Below are 21,051 nucleotides of genomic sequence, written 5' to 3'. Positions count from 1 at the left end.
CCCCCTAGTCTGAAGAAGCACGGGGGCCCCGCCCCTGTCACTTCTCTCAAGAAAGGTGCGGACCGGCGTGGCCGACCGTCTCATCGTCCGTGGCGCGCGCGAGCACAACCTGAAGAATGTCTCGCTCGACCTGCCTCGTGACTCGCTCATCGTCTTCACGGGCCTGTCCGGGTCGGGCAAGTCCTCCCTGGCCTTCGACACGATCTTCGCGGAGGGCCAGCGCCGCTACGTGGAGTCGCTCTCCTCGTACGCGCGGCAGTTCCTCGGCCAGATGGACAAGCCCGACGTCGACTTCATCGAGGGCCTCTCCCCGGCGGTCTCGATCGACCAGAAGTCGACCTCGCGCAACCCGCGCTCCACTGTCGGCACGATCACCGAGGTCTACGACTACCTCCGTCTGCTCTTCGCGCGCATCGGCAAGCCGCACTGCCCCCAGTGCGGCCGTCCGATCTCGCGCCAGTCGCCGCAGGCCATCGTGGACAAGGTCCTGGAGCTGCCGGAGGGGAGCCGCTTCCAGGTGCTGTCCCCGCTGGTGCGCGAGCGCAAGGGCGAGTTCGTCGACCTCTTCGCCGACCTCCAGACCAAGGGCTACTCCCGTGCGCGCGTGGACGGCCAGACCATCCAGCTGTCCGAACCGCCGGTCCTGAAGAAGCAGGAGAAGCACACCATCGAGGTGGTCGTGGACCGTCTCACGGTGAAGGAGTCCGCCAAGCGCCGCCTCACCGACTCCGTGGAAACAGCCCTCGGCCTGTCCGGCGGCATGGTCGTGCTCGACTTCGTGGACCTCCCCGAGGACGACCCCGAGCGCGAGCGCATGTACTCGGAGCACCTCTACTGCCCGTACGACGACCTGTCCTTCGAGGAGCTGGAGCCCCGCTCCTTCTCCTTCAACTCGCCCTTCGGCGCCTGCCCCGAATGCACCGGCATCGGCACGCGCATGGAGGTCGACCCGGAGCTGATCGTCCCGGACGAGGACAAGTCCCTGGACGAAGGAGCCATCCACCCCTGGTCGCACGGGCACACCAAGGACTACTTCGGCCGGCTGATCGGCGCCCTCGCCGACGCCCTCGGCTTCCGCACGGACATCCCCTTCGCGGGTCTGCCGCAGCGTGCCAGGAAGGCCCTGCTCTACGGCCACAAGACCCAGATCGAGGTGCGCTACCGCAACCGGTACGGCCGGGAGCGTGTCTACACCACTCCCTTCGAGGGCGCGGTGCACTTCGTCAAGCGCCGGCACAGCGAGGCGGAGAGCGACGCCAGCCGCGAGCGCTTCGAGGGCTACATGCGCGAGGTGCCCTGCCCCTCCTGCGAGGGCACGCGTCTGAAGCCGATCGTCCTCGCGGTCACGATCATGGAGAAGTCGATCGCCGAGGTCTCCGCGATGTCGATCAGCGACTGCGCGGACTTCCTGGGCAAACTGAAGCTGAACGCCCGCGACAAGAAGATCGCTGAGCGGGTGCTGAAGGAGGTCAACGAGCGGCTGCGCTTCCTGGTCGACGTCGGCCTGGACTACCTCTCGCTCAACCGCGCGGCCGGCACCCTCTCCGGCGGCGAGGCCCAGCGCATCCGCCTGGCCACCCAGATCGGCTCCGGCCTCGTCGGCGTCCTCTACGTCCTGGACGAGCCGTCCATCGGTCTGCACCAGAGGGACAACCACCGTCTGATCGAGACCCTGGTCCGGCTGCGCGACATGGGCAACACGCTCATCGTCGTGGAGCACGACGAGGACACCATCAAGGTCGCCGACTGGATCGTGGACATCGGTCCCGGCGCCGGCGAGCACGGCGGCAAGGTCGTGCACAGCGGCTCCGTGAAGGAACTGCTCGCCAACGCCGAGTCGCAGACCGGCGCCTACCTCTCGGGCCGCAAGTCGATTCCGCTCCCGGACGTACGGCGTCCCCGCGACCCGTCCCGGCAGCTCACCGTGCACGGCGCCCGTGAGAACAACCTGCAGGACATCGACGTGTCCTTCCCGCTCGGTGTGTTCACAGCCGTCACCGGCGTCTCGGGTTCCGGCAAGTCGACCCTGGTCAACGACATCCTGTACACGCACCTGGCCCGCGAGCTGAACGGCGCCCGGACCGTCCCCGGGCGGCACACGCGCGTGGAGGGCGACGACCTGGTCGACAAGGTCGTGCACGTCGACCAGTCGCCGATCGGCCGCACCCCGCGGTCGAACCCGGCGACGTACACCGGTGTCTTCGACCACATCCGCAAGCTGTTCGCCGAGACGACCGAGGCGAAGGTCCGGGGCTACCTGCCCGGCCGTTTCTCCTTCAACGTCAAGGGCGGTCGCTGCGAGAACTGCTCCGGCGACGGCACGATCAAGATCGAGATGAACTTCCTCCCGGACGTCTACGTCCCGTGCGAGGTCTGCCACGGCGCCCGGTACAACCGGGAGACCCTGGAGGTCCACTACAAGGGCAAGTCCATCGCCGAGGTCCTGAACATGCCGATCGAGGAGGCCATGCACTTCTTCGAGGCGGTCCCGGCGATCTCCCGCCACCTGAAGACGCTGAACGACGTGGGTCTCGGCTACGTCCGCCTCGGTCAGTCCGCCACCACCCTCTCCGGTGGTGAGGCGCAGCGCGTCAAGCTCGCCAGCGAACTGCAGAAGCGATCCACCGGACGCACGGTCTACGTCCTGGACGAGCCGACCACCGGTCTGCACTTCGAGGACATCAGCAAGCTGCTCACGGTTCTCGGCGGGCTGGTCGACAAGGGCAACACGGTCATCGTCATCGAGCACAACCTCGATGTGATCAAGACCGCCGACTGGGTCGTGGACATGGGCCCGGAGGGCGGCGCCGGCGGCGGTCTGGTGGTCGCCGAGGGCACGCCGGAGGAGGTCGCCGGGGTCCCGACGAGCCACACGGGCAAGTTCCTGCGCGAGATCCTCGGTGCCGACCGCATCAGCGACGCCGAACCGGTCAAGGCACAGCGCGGCGGCACGGCCCGGAAGACGGCCGCGGCCAAGTCGACGGCGAAGAAGACGGTGACGGCCAAGGCCAACAACACCCCGGTCAAGAAGGCCGCCACCGCGACGAAGAAGGCGACGCCCGCGAAGAAGACCACGCGGGCTCGCAAGGCCTGACATTCCATCAAAAATTCGGCGCCCCGCGGGAACTCCCCGCGGGGCGCCGTTCGTTCCCCTATCAGCCAGCCCGGTCCAGCGGTCCGACAGGTCCCCGCACACCGCATGCCCGGTCGCACCTTGTCAACAGCACAGGGAGATCAGCCGCTCACAGCGCGGTCGGCTCACCCAGCTCCGCCGCGTACGGCGGCTCGGCCCCCGCCCGCGAGCAGGTGATCGCAGCCGCCCGTGCCGCGAAGCGCAACAGCCGTGTCCAGCCCTCCGTCCCGAGGGCGGCGAGCGCTTCCGGAGACAGCGCGTCCCGGGCGGCCAGCCCGTGCAGCAGGGCCGCGTTCACCGTGTCACCGGCGCCGATGGTGTCCACGACGTCGACCTTCTCACCCGGCACGGAAACCTCCCCGCCGTCCCGGGTGAACACGGTCAGACCGTCACCGCCCCGGGTGACCACCACGGCCGCCGGTCCCGCGGCCAGCCACTCACGCGGACTGCCGCCGAGCCACACCGCGTCCTCCGCGGACAGCTTCACCAGGGTCACCGAGGGCAGCCAGCTCTTGAAACGCGCCCGATAGGCGGCCGGGTCCGCAATCAGTCCCGCCCGGATGTTGGGGTCGAGCGCGGTGAACAGTCCCTGCCCGGCAGCGGCGCGCATCAGCTCCTCGTAGGCGCTCGCCCCCGGTTCCAGGACGAGCGAGCAGGTGCCGAAGGACACCGCGCGCGTCTCCGCGGGGAGCGTGGCGGGAGCCGTGAACAGGCGGTCGGCGGTGCCGTCGACATAGAAGGAGTAGGCGGCCGATCCCGCCGCGTCGATCGTGGCCACGGCCAGAGTCGTCGGCTCCTGGCCCCGCTGCACCCCGGACACGTCGACCCCGGCCCGCCGCAGCCCGTCGAGCAGGGCCTCCCCGAAGGCGTCGACCGAGGTCCGGGAGCAGAACGACGTGCGGGAGCCGAGCCGTCCCAGGGCCACGGCGGTGTTGTACGGGCCGCCGCCGAGCGCCGGCTTCAGCTCCGCGAGGGCGCCGGGGCCCTGCGGTACCAGGTCGATCAGTGCCTCACCGGCGACGACGATCACGTGGCGGTTCCCTTCTCGGACAGCGTGGATGACGCGGTGTGCCCCGCTCCTCCGGCGGGGCCCGGTTCGTCCGGGCAGCCGCAGGACGTGCGGTGGACGAACGTGCACGGCAGCCGGACCGTCCTGGCCGGCCGCCCCGGCTCGGCCAGCCGGTCCAGCAGCACTCGGACGGCTTGGGTGCCCAGCTCCCGGCTGGGCTGGGCGATGGCGGTCAGCCGGGGCGAGAAGAGGTCGGCCCAGGCGAAGTCGTCGAAACAGCACAGGGCGATGTCGTCCGGCACGGCCCGGCCGTGCCGGCGCAGTGCGCGCAGGGCGCCGATGGTCATCGCGTTGTTGGCGGTGACGAGCGCCGTGGGCGGATCGGGCAGACCGAGCAGGGCGGCCGTGGCCCGCTCCGCACCGTCGGACTCGGAATTGCCGGATACGAGGAGACGGTCGTCGTAGGCCAGACCGGCCTCGGCGAGGCCCTCCCGGTAGCCGGAGACGCGCTCGCTGGTGGTGCTGAGTCCGGGCCGGCCGGCGACCAGGGCGATCCGGCGGTGCCCCAGCCCGGCGAGGTGGGTGACGAGCAGGGCCATGGGCGCGGCGCTGTCGGCGCAGACCTGGTCGAAGCACGGCTCGTGCGGGCGAGAGACGGCACCCGCGCCGTCGCCCGCCGGTACGCCCCCGGTCAGGCGCGTGTCGACGAGCCGGTCCAGGAACACCGTCGGTACCGCGTGGCGGCGCAGATAACCGACGAGGTCGGCCGGGTCGGCGGACGGGGCCACGATCATGCCGTCCACCCGGCGCTCGTGCAGGAGCTGTACGACCTTGCGCTCGTGCCGGGGGTCGTCGTGCGGATCTGCGATGAGCAGGCTGTAGCCCGCCTCCAGGGCAGCCGCCTCGACGCCCTGCAGGATGTCGGTGAAGTACGGGTTGCTGATGGCCGACACCGCGAGGCCGATGGAGCGGGTGCGGGAGGTCACCAGGGAGCGGGCCAGGGTGTTGGGCGTGTAGCCCAGGGAGTCGACGGCGTCCAGCACGGCCTGACGGGTGTGGGGCAGCACCGGACGCGTGCCGTTGAGGACGTGGGAGACGGTGGCCACGGACACCCCGGCGAGCCGGGCGACATCCGCCATGGTGGCCATCTCGTTCCCTTCCTTCAGCCGACGTGGGCACGGCTGGGGAGCCGCTCGCCCCCAGGTCTTCGGTGCCTGCGGTCTAAGGTGCCTCCCGGGCTCCCGCTCCGGCGGTCTCCCGTATTCCGGCTCCGGCGGCCGACTCCCGGGCTCTGAACCTCACCGTCCCTCCGGCGGGACGCTATCCCATCGACCCGCCTCGCGTAAACGCTTACGTAAGCGTTTACGCCGTCAGCCGCTCGCCGGGGACCTCGCCCGCCCGTCGGCCCCGCCCCCAGCTTCCCGCCCCGCCCCGAGACCGGTACCTCTGTCCGGGTATCGTCGCCCTGCATACCCCTTGACCACTGGAGTTCCAGATGCCCGCCCGCTCTGCCGCGAGCCGCCGTACCGTCCTTCGAGGGGCCGCCGCGGCTCCGGTCGCCGGGCTCGGCCTGGCCGCGTGCTCCGCGCCGGACGGGAGCGGCTCGGCCTCGGCCGCCCCCACCGCTCCGGTCGACCTCGGTGCCGAGAGTGAGGTCGCCGAGGGTGCGGCCAAGCTCTACCGGGACCACAACGTCGTGGTCAGCCGTGGCAAGGACGGCGAGCTGAAGGCGTACAGCACGATCTGTACGCACGCGGGGTGCCCCATCAACAAGCTGCAGGGGACGACGCTGATCTGCCCCTGTCACGGGAGCGAGTTCGACACGGTGACGGGGAAGGTCGTCCAGGCCCCGGCCACTGCGCCGCTGACGGAGCTGTCGGTGAAGGCCGCGAACGGCAGGATCGTGGCCGGTCCGGCGGACTGACCCGGGGCTGGGAGCCGGGAACCGGAACCAGGAGCTGGGGAGCCGGGGGCCGCAGAACCGGGGTTCAGGGGCCTGCGGCTCGGAGGGTGGGCTGGAATGGGGGCTGGAAGGGACCGTTCACTCCCAGTCCCAGGCGATCCCCAGGATGCCCGGCCGGATCCGCGGCTCGACCACGTGGGTGCAATGGTGCGGGCCGGTCACCGAAAGGTCCTGCCGGCCGCTGCGCGGGGCGGCCGCCGAGGGCTGGGTGAAGCGGTGGCAGCGTACCGGCAGGGCAGCCGCGTCGAAGCGCACCTGGAGCGCGTACTGGCCCCCGGAGAAGCCGAACCGGTGGAGGTACTCGCGGGACGCACCGGCCGTGCCGTCCTCGATGCGGTACCGGAAGAGGAAGGTGTCGCCGGAGCGGAGCCGGGTGCCGAAGAGCAGCTCCGCCACCAGCACGCCGGTGTTCTGGTCCCAGCGGAGGCGGCCGGTGCGGCAGTTCTCCAGGGCGTGCACGGTGATGCGGCGCGGGTCGCAGCCGGGGTCGCCGTGGTGCACGGCGACGAAGCGGTCCACGCCGTCGCGGTGAGCCCGCACGATGTGGTGGGCCTCGCGGCTCGCCAGCTCACGCCGGGCGCCGATCCGGACGCACTCGTGGTGGCCCAGGGTGTGCAGTCCACCGTCCAGGGACCAGCCGAGGTCGGCGGTGAGCCGGTCCAGCACGCCGGAGGCCTCGACCAGGGAGCGGTAGGAACGACCCGCCGGCCGGCCGGCGCTCGCGCCCCCGCCCGACGCGCCGGACTCGGCGAGCAGCCGGATCAGGGACTCGTCCGGCAGCTGGAGGATCTCCTCCAGTGCCCGGACGGCGCGCAGCGATTCGGGGCGCTGCGGGCGGCGGGCGCCCTGTTGCCAGTAACTAAGACTGGTGACGCCCACTTTGACCCCGTGGCGCGACAGATGGTGCTGTACACGCTGGAGCGGCAGTCCGCGGGCGGCGATCGCCGCGCGCAGCGCAACGTGGAAGGGGCCGCCGCGCAGGGCCGTGTCCAGGTCCGCGGTGGGGACGTCCGCGTGCTCTGTGGCATGCCGCATGCCGAGGGGCCTTTCTGTGAGGTGTCACTACGGCTGGTCAGACCGCCAGTGCGGGTGCGCGGGGCCACCCCCGTGGGCGCCGGTGGACGCCCGTCGCCGGGCATGTGGCGCCCGGACGCATGTGTGCACGGCCCCGAGTTCCCCCGCATTGAAGCGTGTTGACCAGAACCCGACAACACCTCGAAGCCGGTTGGTGTGGATCCTGGCCGGACGTCGTCGTTCCGCGGACGGCGGAGGGGGATCGCCGCGGGCTGCAGCGGGCCTGGTCCAGGGCCTGACCCGAGAAGGGGCGGCACGCGGCGCTTCTTCGGCCTGGCCGGAACGGGATCGTCGGACGTGCCGAGGATCACGGGAGGGCGCCCGCGAAGGGGGTATTCCCCCGGAGCCGCGACGGCCGGCGCCGCTTTCCAGGAAGCACCGGTGCGCCGGTGCGCCGGAGCACCACCGGAGATCCGACAGCCCCAACAGTCCGCGAACCCCTGAAACCGGGAGCCCTCGGGGTGGGGCCGGGGAGGCCGAGGACGCTCGGAAGAGCGCGCCCGCCGCCCGTCTCGGGACAGATCGTGCGGCCGGTGGGCCGGGAACGGCGGCGCGGGTTCTCGGTGGCCGCCCGGCGGGTGGGGCGTTGTCCACAGGCCCGACGCGGTGTCGGTGCTCGCCAGTAGGGTGTGAAGCATGGCCGACCCCTCCAGCTACCGCCCCCGGCCGGGAGACATCCCGGACTCTCCCGGGGTGTACAGGTTCCGTGACGAGCACCGCCGGGTGATCTACGTCGGGAAGGCGAAGAGCCTGCGCCAGCGCCTGGCGAACTACTTCCAGGACCTGGCGAACCTGCACCCCCGCACCCGGACCATGGTGACCACCGCCGCGTCCGTGGAATGGACCGTGGTGTCCACCGAGGTGGAGGCGCTGCAGCTGGAGTACTCCTGGATCAAGGAGTACGACCCCCGGTTCAACGTCAAGTACCGCGACGACAAGAGCTACCCGTATCTCGCGGTCACGATGAACGAACAGTTCCCTCGCGTGCAGGTGATGCGCGGTCACAAGAAGAAGGGCGTCCGCTATTTCGGGCCGTACGCGCACGCGTGGGCCATCCGGGACACCGTCGACCTGCTGCTGCGGGTCTTCCCGGTGCGCACCTGTTCGGCCGGCGTCTTCAAGAACGCAGCCCGCACCGGACGCCCCTGCCTGCTCGGCTACATCGGCAAGTGCTCGGCCCCATGCGTCGGCCGCATCGCCCCCGAGGACCACCAGGAGCTGGCCGAGGAGTTCTGCGACTTCATGGCCGGCCGTACCGGCACCTACCTCCGCCGTCTGGAGAAGCAGATGACGGATGCGGCGGAGGAGATGGAGTACGAGCGGGCGGCCCGTCTGCGCGACGACATCGTGGCCCTGAAGAAGGCCATGGAGAAGAACGCGGTCGTGCTCGCCGACGCGACCGACGCCGACCTCATCGCCGTCGCCGAGGACGAGCTGGAGGCGGCCGTGCAGATCTTCCACGTGCGCGGCGGGCGGGTCCGCGGTCAGCGCGGCTGGGTGACCGACAAGGTCGAGGAGGTCACCACCGGCGCCCTGGTCGAACACGCGCTGCAGCAGCTGTACGGCGAGGAGAGCGGGGACGCGGTCCCCAAGGAGGTGCTGGTCCCCGCCCTGCCCGAGCCGGTCGAACCGGTCCAGGAGTGGCTCACCGCCCGTCGCGGCTCGAACGTGTCGCTGCGCATCCCGCAGCGCGGCGACAAGAAGGCGCTCATGGAGACCGTGCAGCGCAACGCCCAGCAGGCCCTCGCGCTGCACAAGACCAAGCGCGCCTCCGACCTGACCACGCGCTCGCGTGCGCTGGAGGAGATCGCCGAGGCCCTCGACCTGGACAGCGCCCCGCTGCGCATCGAGTGCTACGACATCTCGCATCTCCAGGGCGATGACGTGGTGGCCTCCATGGTCGTCTTCGAGGACGGTCTGCAGCGCAAGGGCGAGTACCGCCGCTTCCAGATCAAGGGCTTCGCCGGCCAGGACGACGTGCGCTCCATGCACGAGGTGATCACCCGCCGCTTCAAGCGGTACCTCGCGGAGAAGGAGCGCACGGGGGAGTGGGCCGACGGCTTCGCCCCGGACGGTTCCGCCCTCGACAGTCTCGGCGCCGACAGCCCGGGCACCGGCAGCCCCGGCACCGACAGCCTCAGCACCGACGGCCCCGGAATCGTCGGCTCCCGAGTTGACGGCACCGGCGCGGACGGCACCGGCGCGGACGGCTCCGCGTCGGACGGCTCCGCCGCCGAGGGCGCGCTCGCCGGTGTCGACGGCGCGCTCACCCCCACGGAGGCGGTCACCGCCTCCCTCAAGGACGACGACGGCCGTCCCAGGAAGTTCGCCTACCCGCCCCAGCTGGTGGTCGTCGACGGTGGTCAGCCGCAGGTCGCGGCGGCCCGGAGGGCGCTGGACGAGCTGGGCATCGACGACATCGCCGTCTGCGGCCTCGCCAAGCGTCTGGAGGAGGTCTGGGTGCCCGGGGAGGACGACCCCGTGGTCCTGCCCCGGACCAGCGAGGGCCTCTACCTGCTCCAGCGCGTCCGTGACGAGGCCCACCGGTTCGCGATCACCTACCAGCGCACCAAGCGCGCCAAGCGCTTCCGCGCGGGCCCGCTGGACGACGTGCCGGGTCTCGGCGAGACGCGCAAACAGGCGCTCGTCAAGCATTTCGGCTCGGTGAAGAAGCTGCGGTCGGCGACAATCGAGCAGATCCAGGAAGTGCCCGGGATAGGCCGGAAGACGGCCGAGACCATCGCTGTGGCCCTCGCCCAGGCGGCCCCGGCCGCACCCGCCGTGAACACGGCTACCGGAGAGATCATTGAGGACGAGGAACCCGACACGACGGGGGGTTCCTCGGGGGAGCCCGTGACCGCGGGCGCCCCGGACGAACGACGGGGGCAGGAGACATGACCGAGCACGACGCACAGCCCACAGCACAGCGAGATCAGGCGCACGGCGCCACGGGTGACGAAGTCGTCCGGCAGGACGTCGGCCGGGACGTCGACCGGCAGGACGCCGACCGGGACGCCGAGCCGCAGGGCATCGGCGGGGACGCCGAGCGGCAGGACGCCGGCCAGGACACGGGTCAGGACAACGGAGCACAGGTGAGTACGGGCAGCGAGACAGCCGGGGCCCCCGAGGCGGCCATCCCCGAGCTGGTGATCATCTCCGGCATGTCCGGGGCCGGCCGGTCCACGGCCGCGAAGTGTCTGGAGGACCTCGGCTGGTTCGTCGTGGACAACCTCCCGCCCGCCCTCATCCCCACCATGGTGGAGCTGGGCGCCCGCTCCCAGGGCAACGTGGCGCGGATCGCGGTCGTCGTCGACGTACGCGGCCGCCGCTTCTTCGACAATCTGCGCGAGTCCCTCGCCGACCTGGACACCCGGGGCGTCACCCGGCGCATCGTCTTCCTGGAGTCCTCCGACGAGGCCCTGGTCCGGCGCTTCGAGTCGGTGCGCCGCCCGCACCCGCTCCAGGGCGACGGCCGCATCGTGGACGGCATCGCCGCCGAGCGGGAGCTGCTGCGCGAGCTGCGTGGCGACGCCGACCTGGTGATCGACACCTCCAGCCTCAACGTGCACGAGCTGCGCGCCAAGATGGACGCCCAGTTCGCCGGCGAGGAGGAGCCCGAGCTGCGGGCCACCGTGATGTCCTTCGGCTTCAAGTACGGCCTCCCGGTCGACGCCGACCTGGTCGCGGACATGCGGTTCCTGCCCAACCCGCACTGGGTACCGGAGCTGCGCCCGTACACCGGTCTCAACGAGGAGGTCGCCGCCTACGTCTTCAACCAGCCCGGCGCGAAGGAGTTCCTCGACCGGTACGCCGAGCTGCTGCGGCTCATCGCCGCCGGGTACCGGCGCGAGGGCAAGCGGTACGTGACCATCGCCATCGGCTGTACAGGCGGCAAGCACCGGTCGGTCGCGATGTCGGAGAAGCTCGCCGCGCGCCTCGCGGCCGAGGGCGTGGAGACGGTGGTCGTGCACCGGGACATGGGACGGGAATGACGGAACGTACACCGCGGCTGAGCCGGTTGCGCCGCATGGTGCCCGACGCGCGCGCCGGCCGCCCGGTCGAGGTTCGCGGCGGCCGGCCCCGGCGACGCGGAGCCCAGCCCAAGGTGGTCGCGCTCGGCGGCGGCATGGGTCTGTCCGCGTCGCTCGCCGCGCTGCGCCGGATCACCGGTGATCTCACCGCCGTCGTCACCGTGGCCGACGACGGCGGCTCCAGCGGCCGGCTCCGGGACGAGCTGGGCGTGCTGCCGCCCGGCGACCTGCGCAAGGCGCTGGCCGCGCTGTGCGGCGACGACGACTGGGGCCAGACCTGGGCCCGGGTCATCCAGCACCGCTTCCAGTCCCAGGGTGACCTGCACGACCACGCGGTCGGCAACCTGCTGATCGTCGCCCTGTGGGAGCAGCTCGGCGACCACGTGCAGGCGCTGGACCTGGTCGGCAAGCTGCTCGGCGCGCACGGGCGCGTGCTGCCCATGTCGGCGGTGCCGCTGGAGCTGCAGGCCCTGGTCAAGGGACACGATCCGGAGCGGCCGGACGACGTGGACACGGTGCGCGGGCAGGCGACCGTCGCCCTGACGCCCGGCGAGGTGCAGTCGGTGCACCTCGTGCCCAACGACCCGCCGTCCGTCCCCGAGGCGGTGGCGGCGGTCCTGGACGCGGACTGGGTGGTGCTGGGTCCCGGCTCCTGGTTCTCCTCGGTCATCCCGCACCTGCTCGTCCCCGAGCTGCTGGACGCCCTCACGGAGACCAAGGCGCGCCGGGTGCTCTCGCTGAACCTGGCGCCGCAGCCGGGAGAAACCGAGGGCTTCTCCCCGCAGCGTCATTTGGAGGTTTTGGGGCGACACGCCCCTAAACTCGCCCTGGACGTGGTGCTGGCCGACGAGGCCGCCGTGCCCGACCGCGACTTGCTCACCGAGGCCGCCAAGCGGCTGGGAGCCGCGGTCGAGCTGGCCCCCGTGGCCCGGACCGACGGATCACCCCGGCACGATCCGGAGCTGTTGGCCGCCGCGTACGACCGTATTTTTCGGATGCATGGAAGGATCGGCCCATGGCGATGACGGCAGCGGTGAAGGACGAGATCTCCCGGCTCCCCGTCACCCGGACCTGCTGCAGGAAGGCGGAGGTCTCCGCCATTCTGCGGTTCGCCGGCGGCCTCCACCTGGTGAGCGGGCGCATCGTGATCGAGGCGGAGCTGGACACCGCGATGGCGGCGCGCCGGCTCAAACGGGACATCCTGGAGATCTTCGGGCACAGCTCCGAGCTGATCGTGATGGCGCCCGGCGGGCTGCGCCGCGGCTCCCGGTACGTCGTACGGGTCGTCGCGGGCGGTGACCAGCTGGCCCGGCAGACCGGTCTGGTCGACGGCCGGGGCCGTCCGATCCGCGGGCTGCCTCCGCAGGTGGTCTCCGGGGCCACCTGTGACGCGGAGGCGGCCTGGCGCGGGGCGTTCCTGGCGCACGGCTCGCTCACCGAGCCCGGTCGTTCCTCTTCGCTGGAGGTGACCTGCCCGGGTCCGGAGGCGGCGCTCGCGCTGGTCGGTGCCGCCCGCAGACTGTCGATCGCCGCGAAGGCGCGTGAGGTGCGCGGGGTGGACCGGGTCGTCGTCCGGGACGGTGACGCGATCGGTGCCCTGCTCACCCGGCTGGGTGCCCATGAGTCGGTGCTGGCCTGGGAGGAGCGCCGGATGCGCCGCGAGGTGCGGGCCACGGCCAACCGGCTGGCCAACTTCGACGACGCCAACCTGCGCCGTTCGGCCCGCGCCGCCGTGGCCGCCGGGGCCCGGGTCCAGCGTGCCCTGGAGATCCTCGGCGACGAGGTGCCCGAGCACCTGGCCGCCGCCGGCCGGCTGCGCATGGAGCACAAGCAGGCGTCCCTGGAGGAGTTGGGCGCGCTCGCCGACCCGCCGCTGACGAAGGACGCGGTCGCCGGCCGTATCCGCCGGCTGCTGGCGATGGCCGACAAGCGCGCCACCGACCTGGGCATCCCGGGCACGGAGGCCAATCTCAGCGAGGAGCTGGCCGAGAACCTGGCCGGCTGACCGGACGCGCGCCCCCTCGTTGCTGCCGCGATCCGGGGCCCGCGTCCCCTCGTTGCTGCAGCGATCCGGGGCCCGCGTCCCCTCGCCGCCGCCGCGATCCGGACCCACCCGCATCCCGTCGCCGCCGCCGCGATCCGGACCCGCGCCCCCTCGCCGCCGTGACCCAGACCAGCGTCCCCGCGCCGCCGCAGTCCGGACGCGCGTCGAACGGACCGCGACCGGCGTCCGGACCTGACTGGGACGGGCCGCGACCGGCGTTCGGACCAGCGTCCCCTCGCCGCGCCGTCCGGGCCCCTCGAACCGGCCGCCGCCGTAGTCCGGACGGCCCGTCAACTCGCCGGTGCCGTACTCCCATCGGGTGGTCGGCACCGGCGTTTGCGTGTCCGTGAGGCGCTCTTGACTCGATCATGGAGTGACATGAGCCTGGCAACCTGTTCGTCGCTGTGGCGGACCACCGCTAGGGGGGTTCATGAGACACAGAGCGAGATCGATCCTCGCTGTCGGCGCGCTTCTGATCGGCGGAGCGAGCCTCGCACCCATCGCCCGGGCACAGAACGGAAGTCCGGCGCCGACCGGGCCGGACGAGGTGAAGGTCTTCCGCGCCGAGGTCACCAAGAAGCAGGTACCCCTGCTGCTTGAGGCCGGCCAGGACGGTCACGAACTCGGTGAGCAGACGGCCGGGGGAGGCAGGACCCGGGTCGAGGTATACCTCACCGACAAGCAGGCCGCGCAGCTCCGCAAGCAGGGCGTCACCCTCACCGAGCACGCCCTGTCGGCCAAGGCGGAGGCGAGGGTCGAGGACGCGGCCCAGGGCGTGTTCCGCCCGTACAGCGGGAGCGGCGGACTCAGGGAGGAGATCCTGCGCACCGCCCGCGCCCATCCCGGCCTCACCAAGGTCGAGTCCATCGGCAGGACCGTCAAGGGCCAGGACATCCTCGCGCTCAAACTGACCAGGAACGCGAAGAAGTCCAGGGACGGCTCCAAGCCCGCCGTGCTGTACATGTCGAACCAGCACGCGCGCGAGTGGATCACGCCGGAAATGACCCGGCGTCTGATGCACTACTACCTGGACCGGTACACGAGCGACAAGCGGATCAGGAAGATCGTCGACTCCACGGAGCTGTGGTTCGTCCTCTCGGCCAACCCGGACGGTTACGACTACACCTTCAAGGACTCCGGCACCCGCCTGTGGCGCAAGAACCTGCGGGACGTCAACGGCGACGGCGCCATCAGCACGGGCGACGGAGTCGACCTCAACCGCAACTTCGCCTACAAGTGGGGCTACGACGACGAGGGTTCGTCCCCCAACCCCACCAGTCAGACCTACCGCGGCGCGAGCCCCGGCTCCGAGCCCGAGACCAAGGCCCTGGACGCCTTCGAGAAGCGCGTCCGCTTCACGTACGCCATCAACTACCACTCCGCCGCCGAACTCCTCCTCTACGGCGTCGGCTGGCAGGTGGCCACCCCGACCCCCGACGACGTCCTCTACAAGGCGCTGGCCGGCACCCCCGGCAACTCCGCCGTCCCGGGGTACCACCCGCAGGTCTCCTCGGAGCTGTACACCACCAACGGCGAGGCGGACGGCCACGCGGCGAACGTCAACGGGACGGCGATGTTCACCCCGGAGATGTCGACCTGCCAGACCGCGTCGGACCTGGTCCCGGACGACGCCTGGAAGAGCCAGGACTGCCAGTCGGTCTTCAACTTCCCCGACGACGAGAGGCTGATCCAGCAGGAGTTCGCCAAGAACGTCCCGTTCGCGCTCTCCGTCGCCGAGACCGCCGTACACCCCGACAAGCCGGTCTCATCGGTCGGCCTGAGCGCCGCCGACTTCACCCCGGCCGCGTTCTCCACGTCGTACGCGCGCGGCGCGGATCAGGAGGTCTCGGCCGTCGTCCGCAAGGCGGTCCGGGACAAGGAGCTCAAGTACCGCGTCAACGGCGGCCGTACGTTCACGCGGGCGCTCAGGCCGTGGAAGGGCGGGGAGACCTACGGCGGTGACGACAACCTCTACTTCGACGAGTACCGCGCCAAGGTGCGGCACGGTGAGCCGGGCGACAAGGTCGAGGTGTGGTTCAGCGGCCTGACCCGGGGCGGGAGGAAGGCCTCCAGCGAGCACTTCACCTACACCGTCGCCGAGCGCCCGAAGGCGGACACCCTCGTGGTCGCCGAGGAGGGCACCGCCGCCGCGCAGGCGCGGACCTACGTGGACGCGGTGAAGGCCGCCGGGCACCGCGCACTCGTGTGGGACGTGGCCACGCAGGGCGCCCCGGACGCGCTCGGCGTACTGAAGCACTTCCGGACGGTCGTGCACTACTCCGGCGCGAACGGCCCCGGCAACGCCACCCAGCTCCAGCTGCGTGCCTACCTCAACGAGGGCGGCAGGCTGATCGAGGCCGGCGAGCTGGCCGGCGGCAGCGTCGACCTCGGCGACGGCACCCTGTCGGACGACTTCAGCCAGTACTACCTGGGCGCCTACAGCCGTACGTCGACCAAGGGGGCCACGGGTTTCACCGGCACCGGCGCGCTCGACGGCGTCACCGGTGCGCTCGGCGACGCGCCCGGCAACCCGCTCGACAGGGCCGGTACCTACGGCGTCACCTCCGACGAGCTGCCGGTCGCGTCGTACCCGCAGTTCAAGAGCGCGGGCGCGGGCACCTTCGCCGGGACGGTCAACCCGTACGGGCCGTACGCGGGCTCCGCCATGGCCGCCGCCGTGCACACCGACGACGCCTACAAGCGCCTCACCCGCACCATCGACCTCACCGGTGTCAGCGCGGCCGACAAGCCGGCCCTGAGCGCACGCCTGCTGTGGGACACGGAGCCCGGCTACGACCACGCGGTGGTCGAGGCGCACACCGTGGGCGCCGACGACTGGACGACCCTGCCGGAGACCGGCGGCGCCACCAAGCCGGCCGTGCCGGAGGACTGCGGGGCCGGCTTCCTGATCGGTGAGCACCCGTGGCTGGAGCACTACCTGACGCTCTCGGGCAACACCTGCACCGCGACCGGCACGACCGGCTCCTGGCACAGCCTCACCGGCAGCTCCGGCGGCTGGCAGCAGGTGGGCTTCGACCTGAGCGCGTACGCCGGGAGGTCCGTCGAGGTCTCGATCAGCTACGTCACCGACCCCGGCACCGGCGGGCACGGTGTCCTCGTCGACGACGCCTCGTTGACCGTGGGCGGCGCGGCGAAGGAGACCGAGGGCTTCGAGTCGTCCCTGGGCGTTTGGAGGGTGGCCGGTCCGCCCGCCGGCAGCCCTGCGGTGCTGAAGGACTGGACGCGCACCGGAACCCTGTTCCAGACCTATGGAGCGGTCACCACGGACGACACCGTGCTGCTCGGTTTCGGGCTGGAACAGGTGCCGTCGGCCGCCGACCGGGCGGCCCTGCTGAAGAAGGCGTTCCGCTCGCTCGACAGGTGAGCGCGGCCCCCTCTCAACGGTGCACGGGCACGGCAGTCGACAGGTGAGCCGACCCGCTCACGAACGAGTGAAAACGGCGTCAACAGCGGGCGGCATTCCGTAACAAATACGGGTGAAGCCATTGTCGATCCCTGGTGGTCCGTACCCCTACTGGCGGGTACGGACTGCCTGCCCGTGTATGCGGCATCTCGATGTCACTCCGGGGCCCTCAGAGAGGTAGGGTCGGTGGTGGTCGGGGACATCCCAAACAGAGCTCGCCGGCACCGCATGGCCGGCGTACCAACGAGGAGATCGGTTCGTGACGATCCGCGTAGGCATCAACGGCTTCGGCCGCATCGGGCGTAACTACTTCCGCGCGCTGCTGGAGCAGGGGGCGGACATCGAGGTCGTGGCTGTCAACGACCTGGGTGACACCGCGACCACCGCGCACCTGCTCAAGTACGACACGATCCTGGGCCGCCTCAAGCAGGAGGTCTCCCACACCGCCGACACCATCACGGTCGACGGTCACACCATCAAGGTGCTGTCCGAGCGCAACCCGGCGGACATCCCCTGGGGCGAGCTGGGTGTCGACATCGTCATCGAGTCCACCGGCATCTTCACCAAGAAGGAAGACGCCGCGAAGCACATCGCCGGCGGCGCCAAGAAGGTCCTCATCTCGGCTCCGGCCAAGGACGAGGACATCACCATCGTGATGGGCGTCAACCAGGACAAGTACGACGCGGCCAACCACCACGTCATCTCCAACGCCTCCTGCACCACCAACTGTGTGGCGCCGATGGCGAAGGTCCTGGACGAGAACTTCGGCATCGTCAAGGGTCTGATGACCACGGTGCACGCGTACACGAACGACCAGCGGATCCTGGACTTCCCGCACAAGGACCTGCGCCGCGCCCGTGCCGCCGCCGAGAACATCATCCCGACCACCACCGGTGCCGCCAAGGCCACCGCCCTGGTCCTGCCCCAGCTCAAGGGCAAGCTGGACGGCATCGCCATGCGCGTCCCGGTCCCGACCGGCTCCGTCACCGACCTGGTCGTCGAGCTGGGCCGCGAGGTCACGAAGGAAGAGGTCAACGCCGCCTTCCAGAAGGCCGCCGAGGGCGAGCTGAAGGGCCTCCTCGACTACACCGAGGACCCGATCGTCTCCTCCGACATCGTCAACGCCCCGGCGTCCTGCACCTTCGACTCCTCCCTGACCATGGTTCAGGACGGCAAGAACGTGAAGGTCATCGGCTGGTACGACAACGAGTGGGGCTACTCCAACCGCCTCGTCGACCTCACGGTCTTCGTCGGCAACCAGCTCTGATCGCTGAAGCAGGACCTTTGAAGTGAGAGCAGGGCCCGTGCAGCGCACCGCCGCGCTGTCCGGGCCCTGCTCTCACGTACGGAACACGTCCTTTTACGATCAGGTGCACCACGAGCCCTCCTGTAGGAGTCCACTCCATGAAGACGATCGACGAACTTCTCGCCGACGGCGTCAGCGGTAAGCGGGTCTTCGTCCGCGCCGACCTCAATGTGCCGCTGTCCGACGGGACGATCACCGACGACGGCCGCATCCGCGCCGTCCTGCCCACCGTCAAGGCCCTCACGGACGCGGGCGCCAAGGTGGTCGTCGCCTCGCACCTGGGCCGCCCCAAGGGCGCCCCGGACCCCGCCTTCTCCCTCGCTCCGGCCGCCTCCCGCCTGGGTGAACTCCTCGGCTCCGCGGTGGCCTTCGCGACCGACACCGTCGGGCAGTCCGCGCAGGACACCGTCGCCGGTCTCGACGAGGGGCAGGTCGCCGTCCTGGAGAACCTGCGCTTCAACCCCGGCGAGACGTCCAAGGACGACGCCGAGCGCGGCGCCTTCGCCGACCAGCTCGCCGCCCTCGCCGACGTCTACGTCGGCGACGGCTTCGGCGCCGTGCACCGCAAGCACGCCTCCGTCTACGACCTGGCGAAGAAGCTGCCGCACTACGCCGGCCACCTCATCGCCACCGAGGTCGGCGTCCTGAAGAAGCTCACCGAGGACGTCCGGCGCCCCTACGTCGTCGCGCTCGGCGGCGCCAAGGTCTCCGACAAGCTCGCCGTCATCGACCAGCTGCTCGACAAGGCCGACCGCCTGCTCATCGGCGGCGGCATGGCCTACACCTTCCTCAAGGCCAAGGGCTACGAGGTCGGCATCTCCCTCCTCCAGGAGGACCAGGTGCCGGTCGTCACCGAGTACATGCGGCGCGCCGAGAAGCAGGGCGTGGAGCTGCTGCTCCCCGTCGACGTCGTGGTCTCCCGGACCTTCCCGGACCTGAAGACCAAGGCGCCCACCGAGAACACCGTGGTCGACGCGGACAAGATCCCCGCCGACCAGGAGGGCCTGGACATCGGCCCCGAGACCCGAGAGCTGTACGCCTCGAAGCTCGCCGACGCCGAGACCGTCTTCTGGAACGGTCCCATGGGCGTCTTCGAGCACCCCGACTACGCCGAGGGCACCAAGGCGGTCGCCCAGGCACTCGTCGACTCGAACGGGTTCACCGTCGTCGGCGGCGGTGACTCCGCCGCGGCCGTGCGTACGCTCGGCTTCGACGAGAACGCATTCGGCCACATCTCGACCGGTGGCGGCGCCTCCCTCGAATACCTCGAGGGCAAGACGCTCCCCGGCCTCGCCGCACTGGAGGACTGACCTCGATGAGCACGCGCACGCCGATCATGGCGGGCAACTGGAAGATGAACCTCAACCACCTGGAGGCCATCGCCCACGTCCAGAAGCTCGCCTTCGCCCTGGCCGACAAGGACTACGAGGCCGTCGAGGTCGCCGTCCTGCCCCCGTTCACCGACCTGCGCTCGGTGCAGACCCTGGTCGACGGCGACAAGCTGAAGATCAAGTACGGCGCCCAGGACATCTCCCAGCACGACTCCGGCGCCTACACCGGCGAGATCTCCGGCCCGATGCTGGCCAAGCTGAAGTGCACGTTCGTGGTCATCGGCCACTCCGAGCGCCGCCAGTACCACAACGAGACCGACGAGCTGGTCAACGCCAAGGTCAAGGCCGCCTTCAAGCACGGCCTCACCCCGATCCTGTGCGTCGGCGAGGAGCTGGACGTCCGCGAGGCGGGCAACCACGTCACCCACACCCTCACCCAGGTCGAGGGCGGTCTGAAGGACATCCCGGCCGAGCAGGCCGAGACCGTCGTGATCGCCTACGAGCCCGTGTGGGCCATCGGCACCGGCAAGGTCTGCGGCGCCGAGGACGCCCAGGAGGTCTGCGCCGCCGTCCGCGCCAAGGTCGCCGAGCTGTACTCGCAGGACGTGGCCGACAAGGTCCGCATCCAGTACGGCGGCTCCGTGAAGTCGGGCAACGTCGCCGAGATCATGGCCCAGAGCGACATCGACGGCGCCCTGGTCGGCGGTGCTTCGCTGGACGCCGACGAGTTCGTCAAGATCGTGCGTTTCCGCGACCAGTGACGCTGCCGTGAGTAGGCGGTAGCGGCGATACGTCGTACTCTTGCGGGGGCACAGCCGAGGTGCTGTGCCCCCGTCGTCCATCCGAATCCGAGGAAGTTGGTCCAGCCGTGGTTTTGGGGTTCTCGATCGCCCTGATCGTCTTCAGCCTGCTGCTGATGCTGCTGGTGCTGATGCACAAGGGAAAGGGCGGCGGCCTCTCCGACATGTTCGGTGGTGGCATGGCGTCGTCCGTCGGCGGCTCCTCGGTCGCCGAGCGCAACCTCGACCGGATCACGATCGTGGTCGGCCTGCTGTGGTTCGCCTGCATCATTGTCCTCGGCATGCTGATGAAGACGAACAGCTGACACCCGAATCGCACATTCCGCTCGTAAAGCCCCATGTTCGGTACGCGCTCCAGAGCGCGGCCTATCATGGGGCTTGCGTCTGGATATGGGGGGCCGGTAACTCCAATCACTGGACGCGCGTTGGGCCTTACGTAGACTGAGGCGCTCGCAGCGAAGCGAAACGCCGACTCACTTCGCGGCACCATCACGCAGGGAGTTACGACCGTGGCAAGTGGCAACGCGATCCGAGGAAGCCGGGTCGGGGCGGGGCCGATGGGCGAGGCCGAGCGCGGCGAGTCCGCGCCGCGTCTGCGCATCTCCTTCTGGTGCTCCAACGGGCACGAGACGCAGCCGAGCTTCGCCAGCGACGCGCAGGTTCCCGACACCTGGGACTGCCCGCGCTGCGGATTCCCGGCCGGCCAGGACCGGGACAACCCGCCGGACCCGCCGCGCACCGAGCCGTACAAGACGCACCTCGCGTACGTCCGGGAGCGGCGCAGCGACGCGGACGGCGAGGCGATCCTCGCCGAGGCGCTCGCCAAACTGAGGGGCGAGATCTAGGACTTGTCCGGCCGATCATGCCCGGAGCCAGATGACGAGGGTTGCGGCGGTCGCGGTCCCGAGGAAGACGTAACCGCGCTTGTCGTATCTG

Annotated in this window: 15 protein-coding genes; 12 read left to right on the top strand and 3 right to left on the bottom strand. The window is 70.7% G+C overall.

Annotated features, from left to right (window positions below):
* The first annotated feature begins 67 nt into the window (after positions 1 to 67).
* Positions 68 to 3,094, top strand: coding sequence for an excinuclease ABC subunit UvrA (gene uvrA, locus ACZ7N4_RS38215; RefSeq protein WP_471368400.1), 3,027 nt, complete (start codon positions 68 to 70; stop codon positions 3,092 to 3,094).
* 148 nt (positions 3,095 to 3,242) lie between these two features.
* Here the strand turns inward: uvrA and ACZ7N4_RS38210 are convergent, their stop codons facing one another.
* Together ACZ7N4_RS38210 and ACZ7N4_RS38205 are read right to left on the bottom strand one after the other, a co-directional pair.
* Positions 3,243 to 4,163, bottom strand: coding sequence for a carbohydrate kinase family protein (locus ACZ7N4_RS38210; RefSeq protein WP_471368398.1), 921 nt, complete (start codon positions 4,161 to 4,163; stop codon positions 3,243 to 3,245).
* Positions 4,160 to 5,290, bottom strand: a complete 1,131-nt coding sequence (locus ACZ7N4_RS38205; RefSeq protein WP_471368395.1) for a LacI family DNA-binding transcriptional regulator — start codon at positions 5,288 to 5,290, stop codon at positions 4,160 to 4,162. Before ACZ7N4_RS38205 ends, ACZ7N4_RS38210 begins: the two co-directional genes overlap by 4 nt.
* Positions 5,291 to 5,637: 347 nt before the next feature.
* Between ACZ7N4_RS38205 and ACZ7N4_RS38200 the strand changes: the two genes are divergently transcribed.
* Positions 5,638 to 6,066: a Rieske (2Fe-2S) protein gene (locus ACZ7N4_RS38200; RefSeq protein ID WP_471368392.1), complete on the top strand. Its 429-nt coding sequence runs from the start codon at positions 5,638 to 5,640 to the stop codon at positions 6,064 to 6,066.
* 117 nt (positions 6,067 to 6,183) lie between these two features.
* On the opposite strand, the gene ACZ7N4_RS38195 is transcribed toward ACZ7N4_RS38200, so the two are convergent.
* Positions 6,184 to 7,140: a hypothetical protein gene (locus ACZ7N4_RS38195; protein WP_471368388.1), complete on the bottom strand. Its 957-nt coding sequence runs from the start codon at positions 7,138 to 7,140 to the stop codon at positions 6,184 to 6,186.
* A 675-nt stretch (positions 7,141 to 7,815) separates the two neighbouring features.
* Here ACZ7N4_RS38195 and uvrC point away from each other — a divergent pair.
* The 10 genes from uvrC to ACZ7N4_RS38145 all read left to right on the top strand — a co-directional run bounded on the left by uvrC (position 7,816) and on the right by ACZ7N4_RS38145 (position 20,960).
* A complete protein-coding gene (gene uvrC, locus ACZ7N4_RS38190; RefSeq protein ID WP_471368386.1) occupies positions 7,816 to 10,077 on the top strand; it encodes an excinuclease ABC subunit UvrC in 2,262 nt (753 codons plus the stop codon).
* On the top strand, positions 10,074 to 11,171 hold the full coding sequence (gene rapZ / locus ACZ7N4_RS38185) for an RNase adapter RapZ (RefSeq protein ID WP_471368383.1): 1,098 nt from the start codon (positions 10,074 to 10,076) through the stop codon (positions 11,169 to 11,171). The genes uvrC and rapZ overlap by 4 nt, the downstream gene beginning before the upstream one ends.
* On the top strand, positions 11,168 to 12,235 hold the full coding sequence (locus tag ACZ7N4_RS38180; RefSeq protein ID WP_471368380.1) for a gluconeogenesis factor YvcK family protein: 1,068 nt from the start codon (positions 11,168 to 11,170) through the stop codon (positions 12,233 to 12,235). The genes rapZ and ACZ7N4_RS38180 overlap by 4 nt, the downstream gene beginning before the upstream one ends.
* Entirely contained in the window at positions 12,226 to 13,215 is a 990-nt protein-coding gene (gene whiA / locus ACZ7N4_RS38175) for a DNA-binding protein WhiA (RefSeq protein ID WP_471368377.1), read from the top strand. The genes ACZ7N4_RS38180 and whiA overlap by 10 nt, the downstream gene beginning before the upstream one ends.
* Before the next feature lie 469 nt (positions 13,216 to 13,684).
* On the top strand, positions 13,685 to 16,639 hold the full coding sequence (locus ACZ7N4_RS38170; RefSeq protein WP_471368375.1) for a M14 family metallopeptidase: 2,955 nt from the start codon (positions 13,685 to 13,687) through the stop codon (positions 16,637 to 16,639).
* Between the two features lie 298 nt (positions 16,640 to 16,937).
* The gene (gene gap / locus ACZ7N4_RS38165; protein WP_471368373.1) at positions 16,938 to 17,945 is read left to right on the top strand and encodes a type I glyceraldehyde-3-phosphate dehydrogenase; all 1,008 of its coding nucleotides are present in this window, start codon (positions 16,938 to 16,940) and stop codon (positions 17,943 to 17,945) included.
* A gap of 137 nt (positions 17,946 to 18,082) precedes the next feature.
* The gene (locus ACZ7N4_RS38160) at positions 18,083 to 19,294 is read left to right on the top strand and encodes a phosphoglycerate kinase (protein WP_471368371.1); all 1,212 of its coding nucleotides are present in this window, start codon (positions 18,083 to 18,085) and stop codon (positions 19,292 to 19,294) included.
* A 5-nt stretch (positions 19,295 to 19,299) separates the two neighbouring features.
* Complete coding sequence (tpiA, locus tag ACZ7N4_RS38155; protein WP_471368369.1) at positions 19,300 to 20,076, top strand: triose-phosphate isomerase; 777 nt, start codon at positions 19,300 to 19,302, stop codon at positions 20,074 to 20,076.
* Positions 20,077 to 20,189: 113 nt separating this feature from the next.
* Positions 20,190 to 20,420: a preprotein translocase subunit SecG gene (secG, locus tag ACZ7N4_RS38150; RefSeq protein ID WP_351217841.1), complete on the top strand. Its 231-nt coding sequence runs from the start codon at positions 20,190 to 20,192 to the stop codon at positions 20,418 to 20,420.
* A 204-nt stretch (positions 20,421 to 20,624) separates the two neighbouring features.
* On the top strand, positions 20,625 to 20,960 hold the full coding sequence (locus ACZ7N4_RS38145) for an RNA polymerase-binding protein RbpA (protein ID WP_003957010.1): 336 nt from the start codon (positions 20,625 to 20,627) through the stop codon (positions 20,958 to 20,960).
* Positions 20,961 to 21,051: the final 91 nt, after the last annotated feature.

This window comes from Streptomyces sp. NPDC107654, from assembly GCF_055639035.1.
Note: the sequence above shows the minus strand (reverse complement) of the source record. Positions and strands in the feature narration are given on the sequence as shown.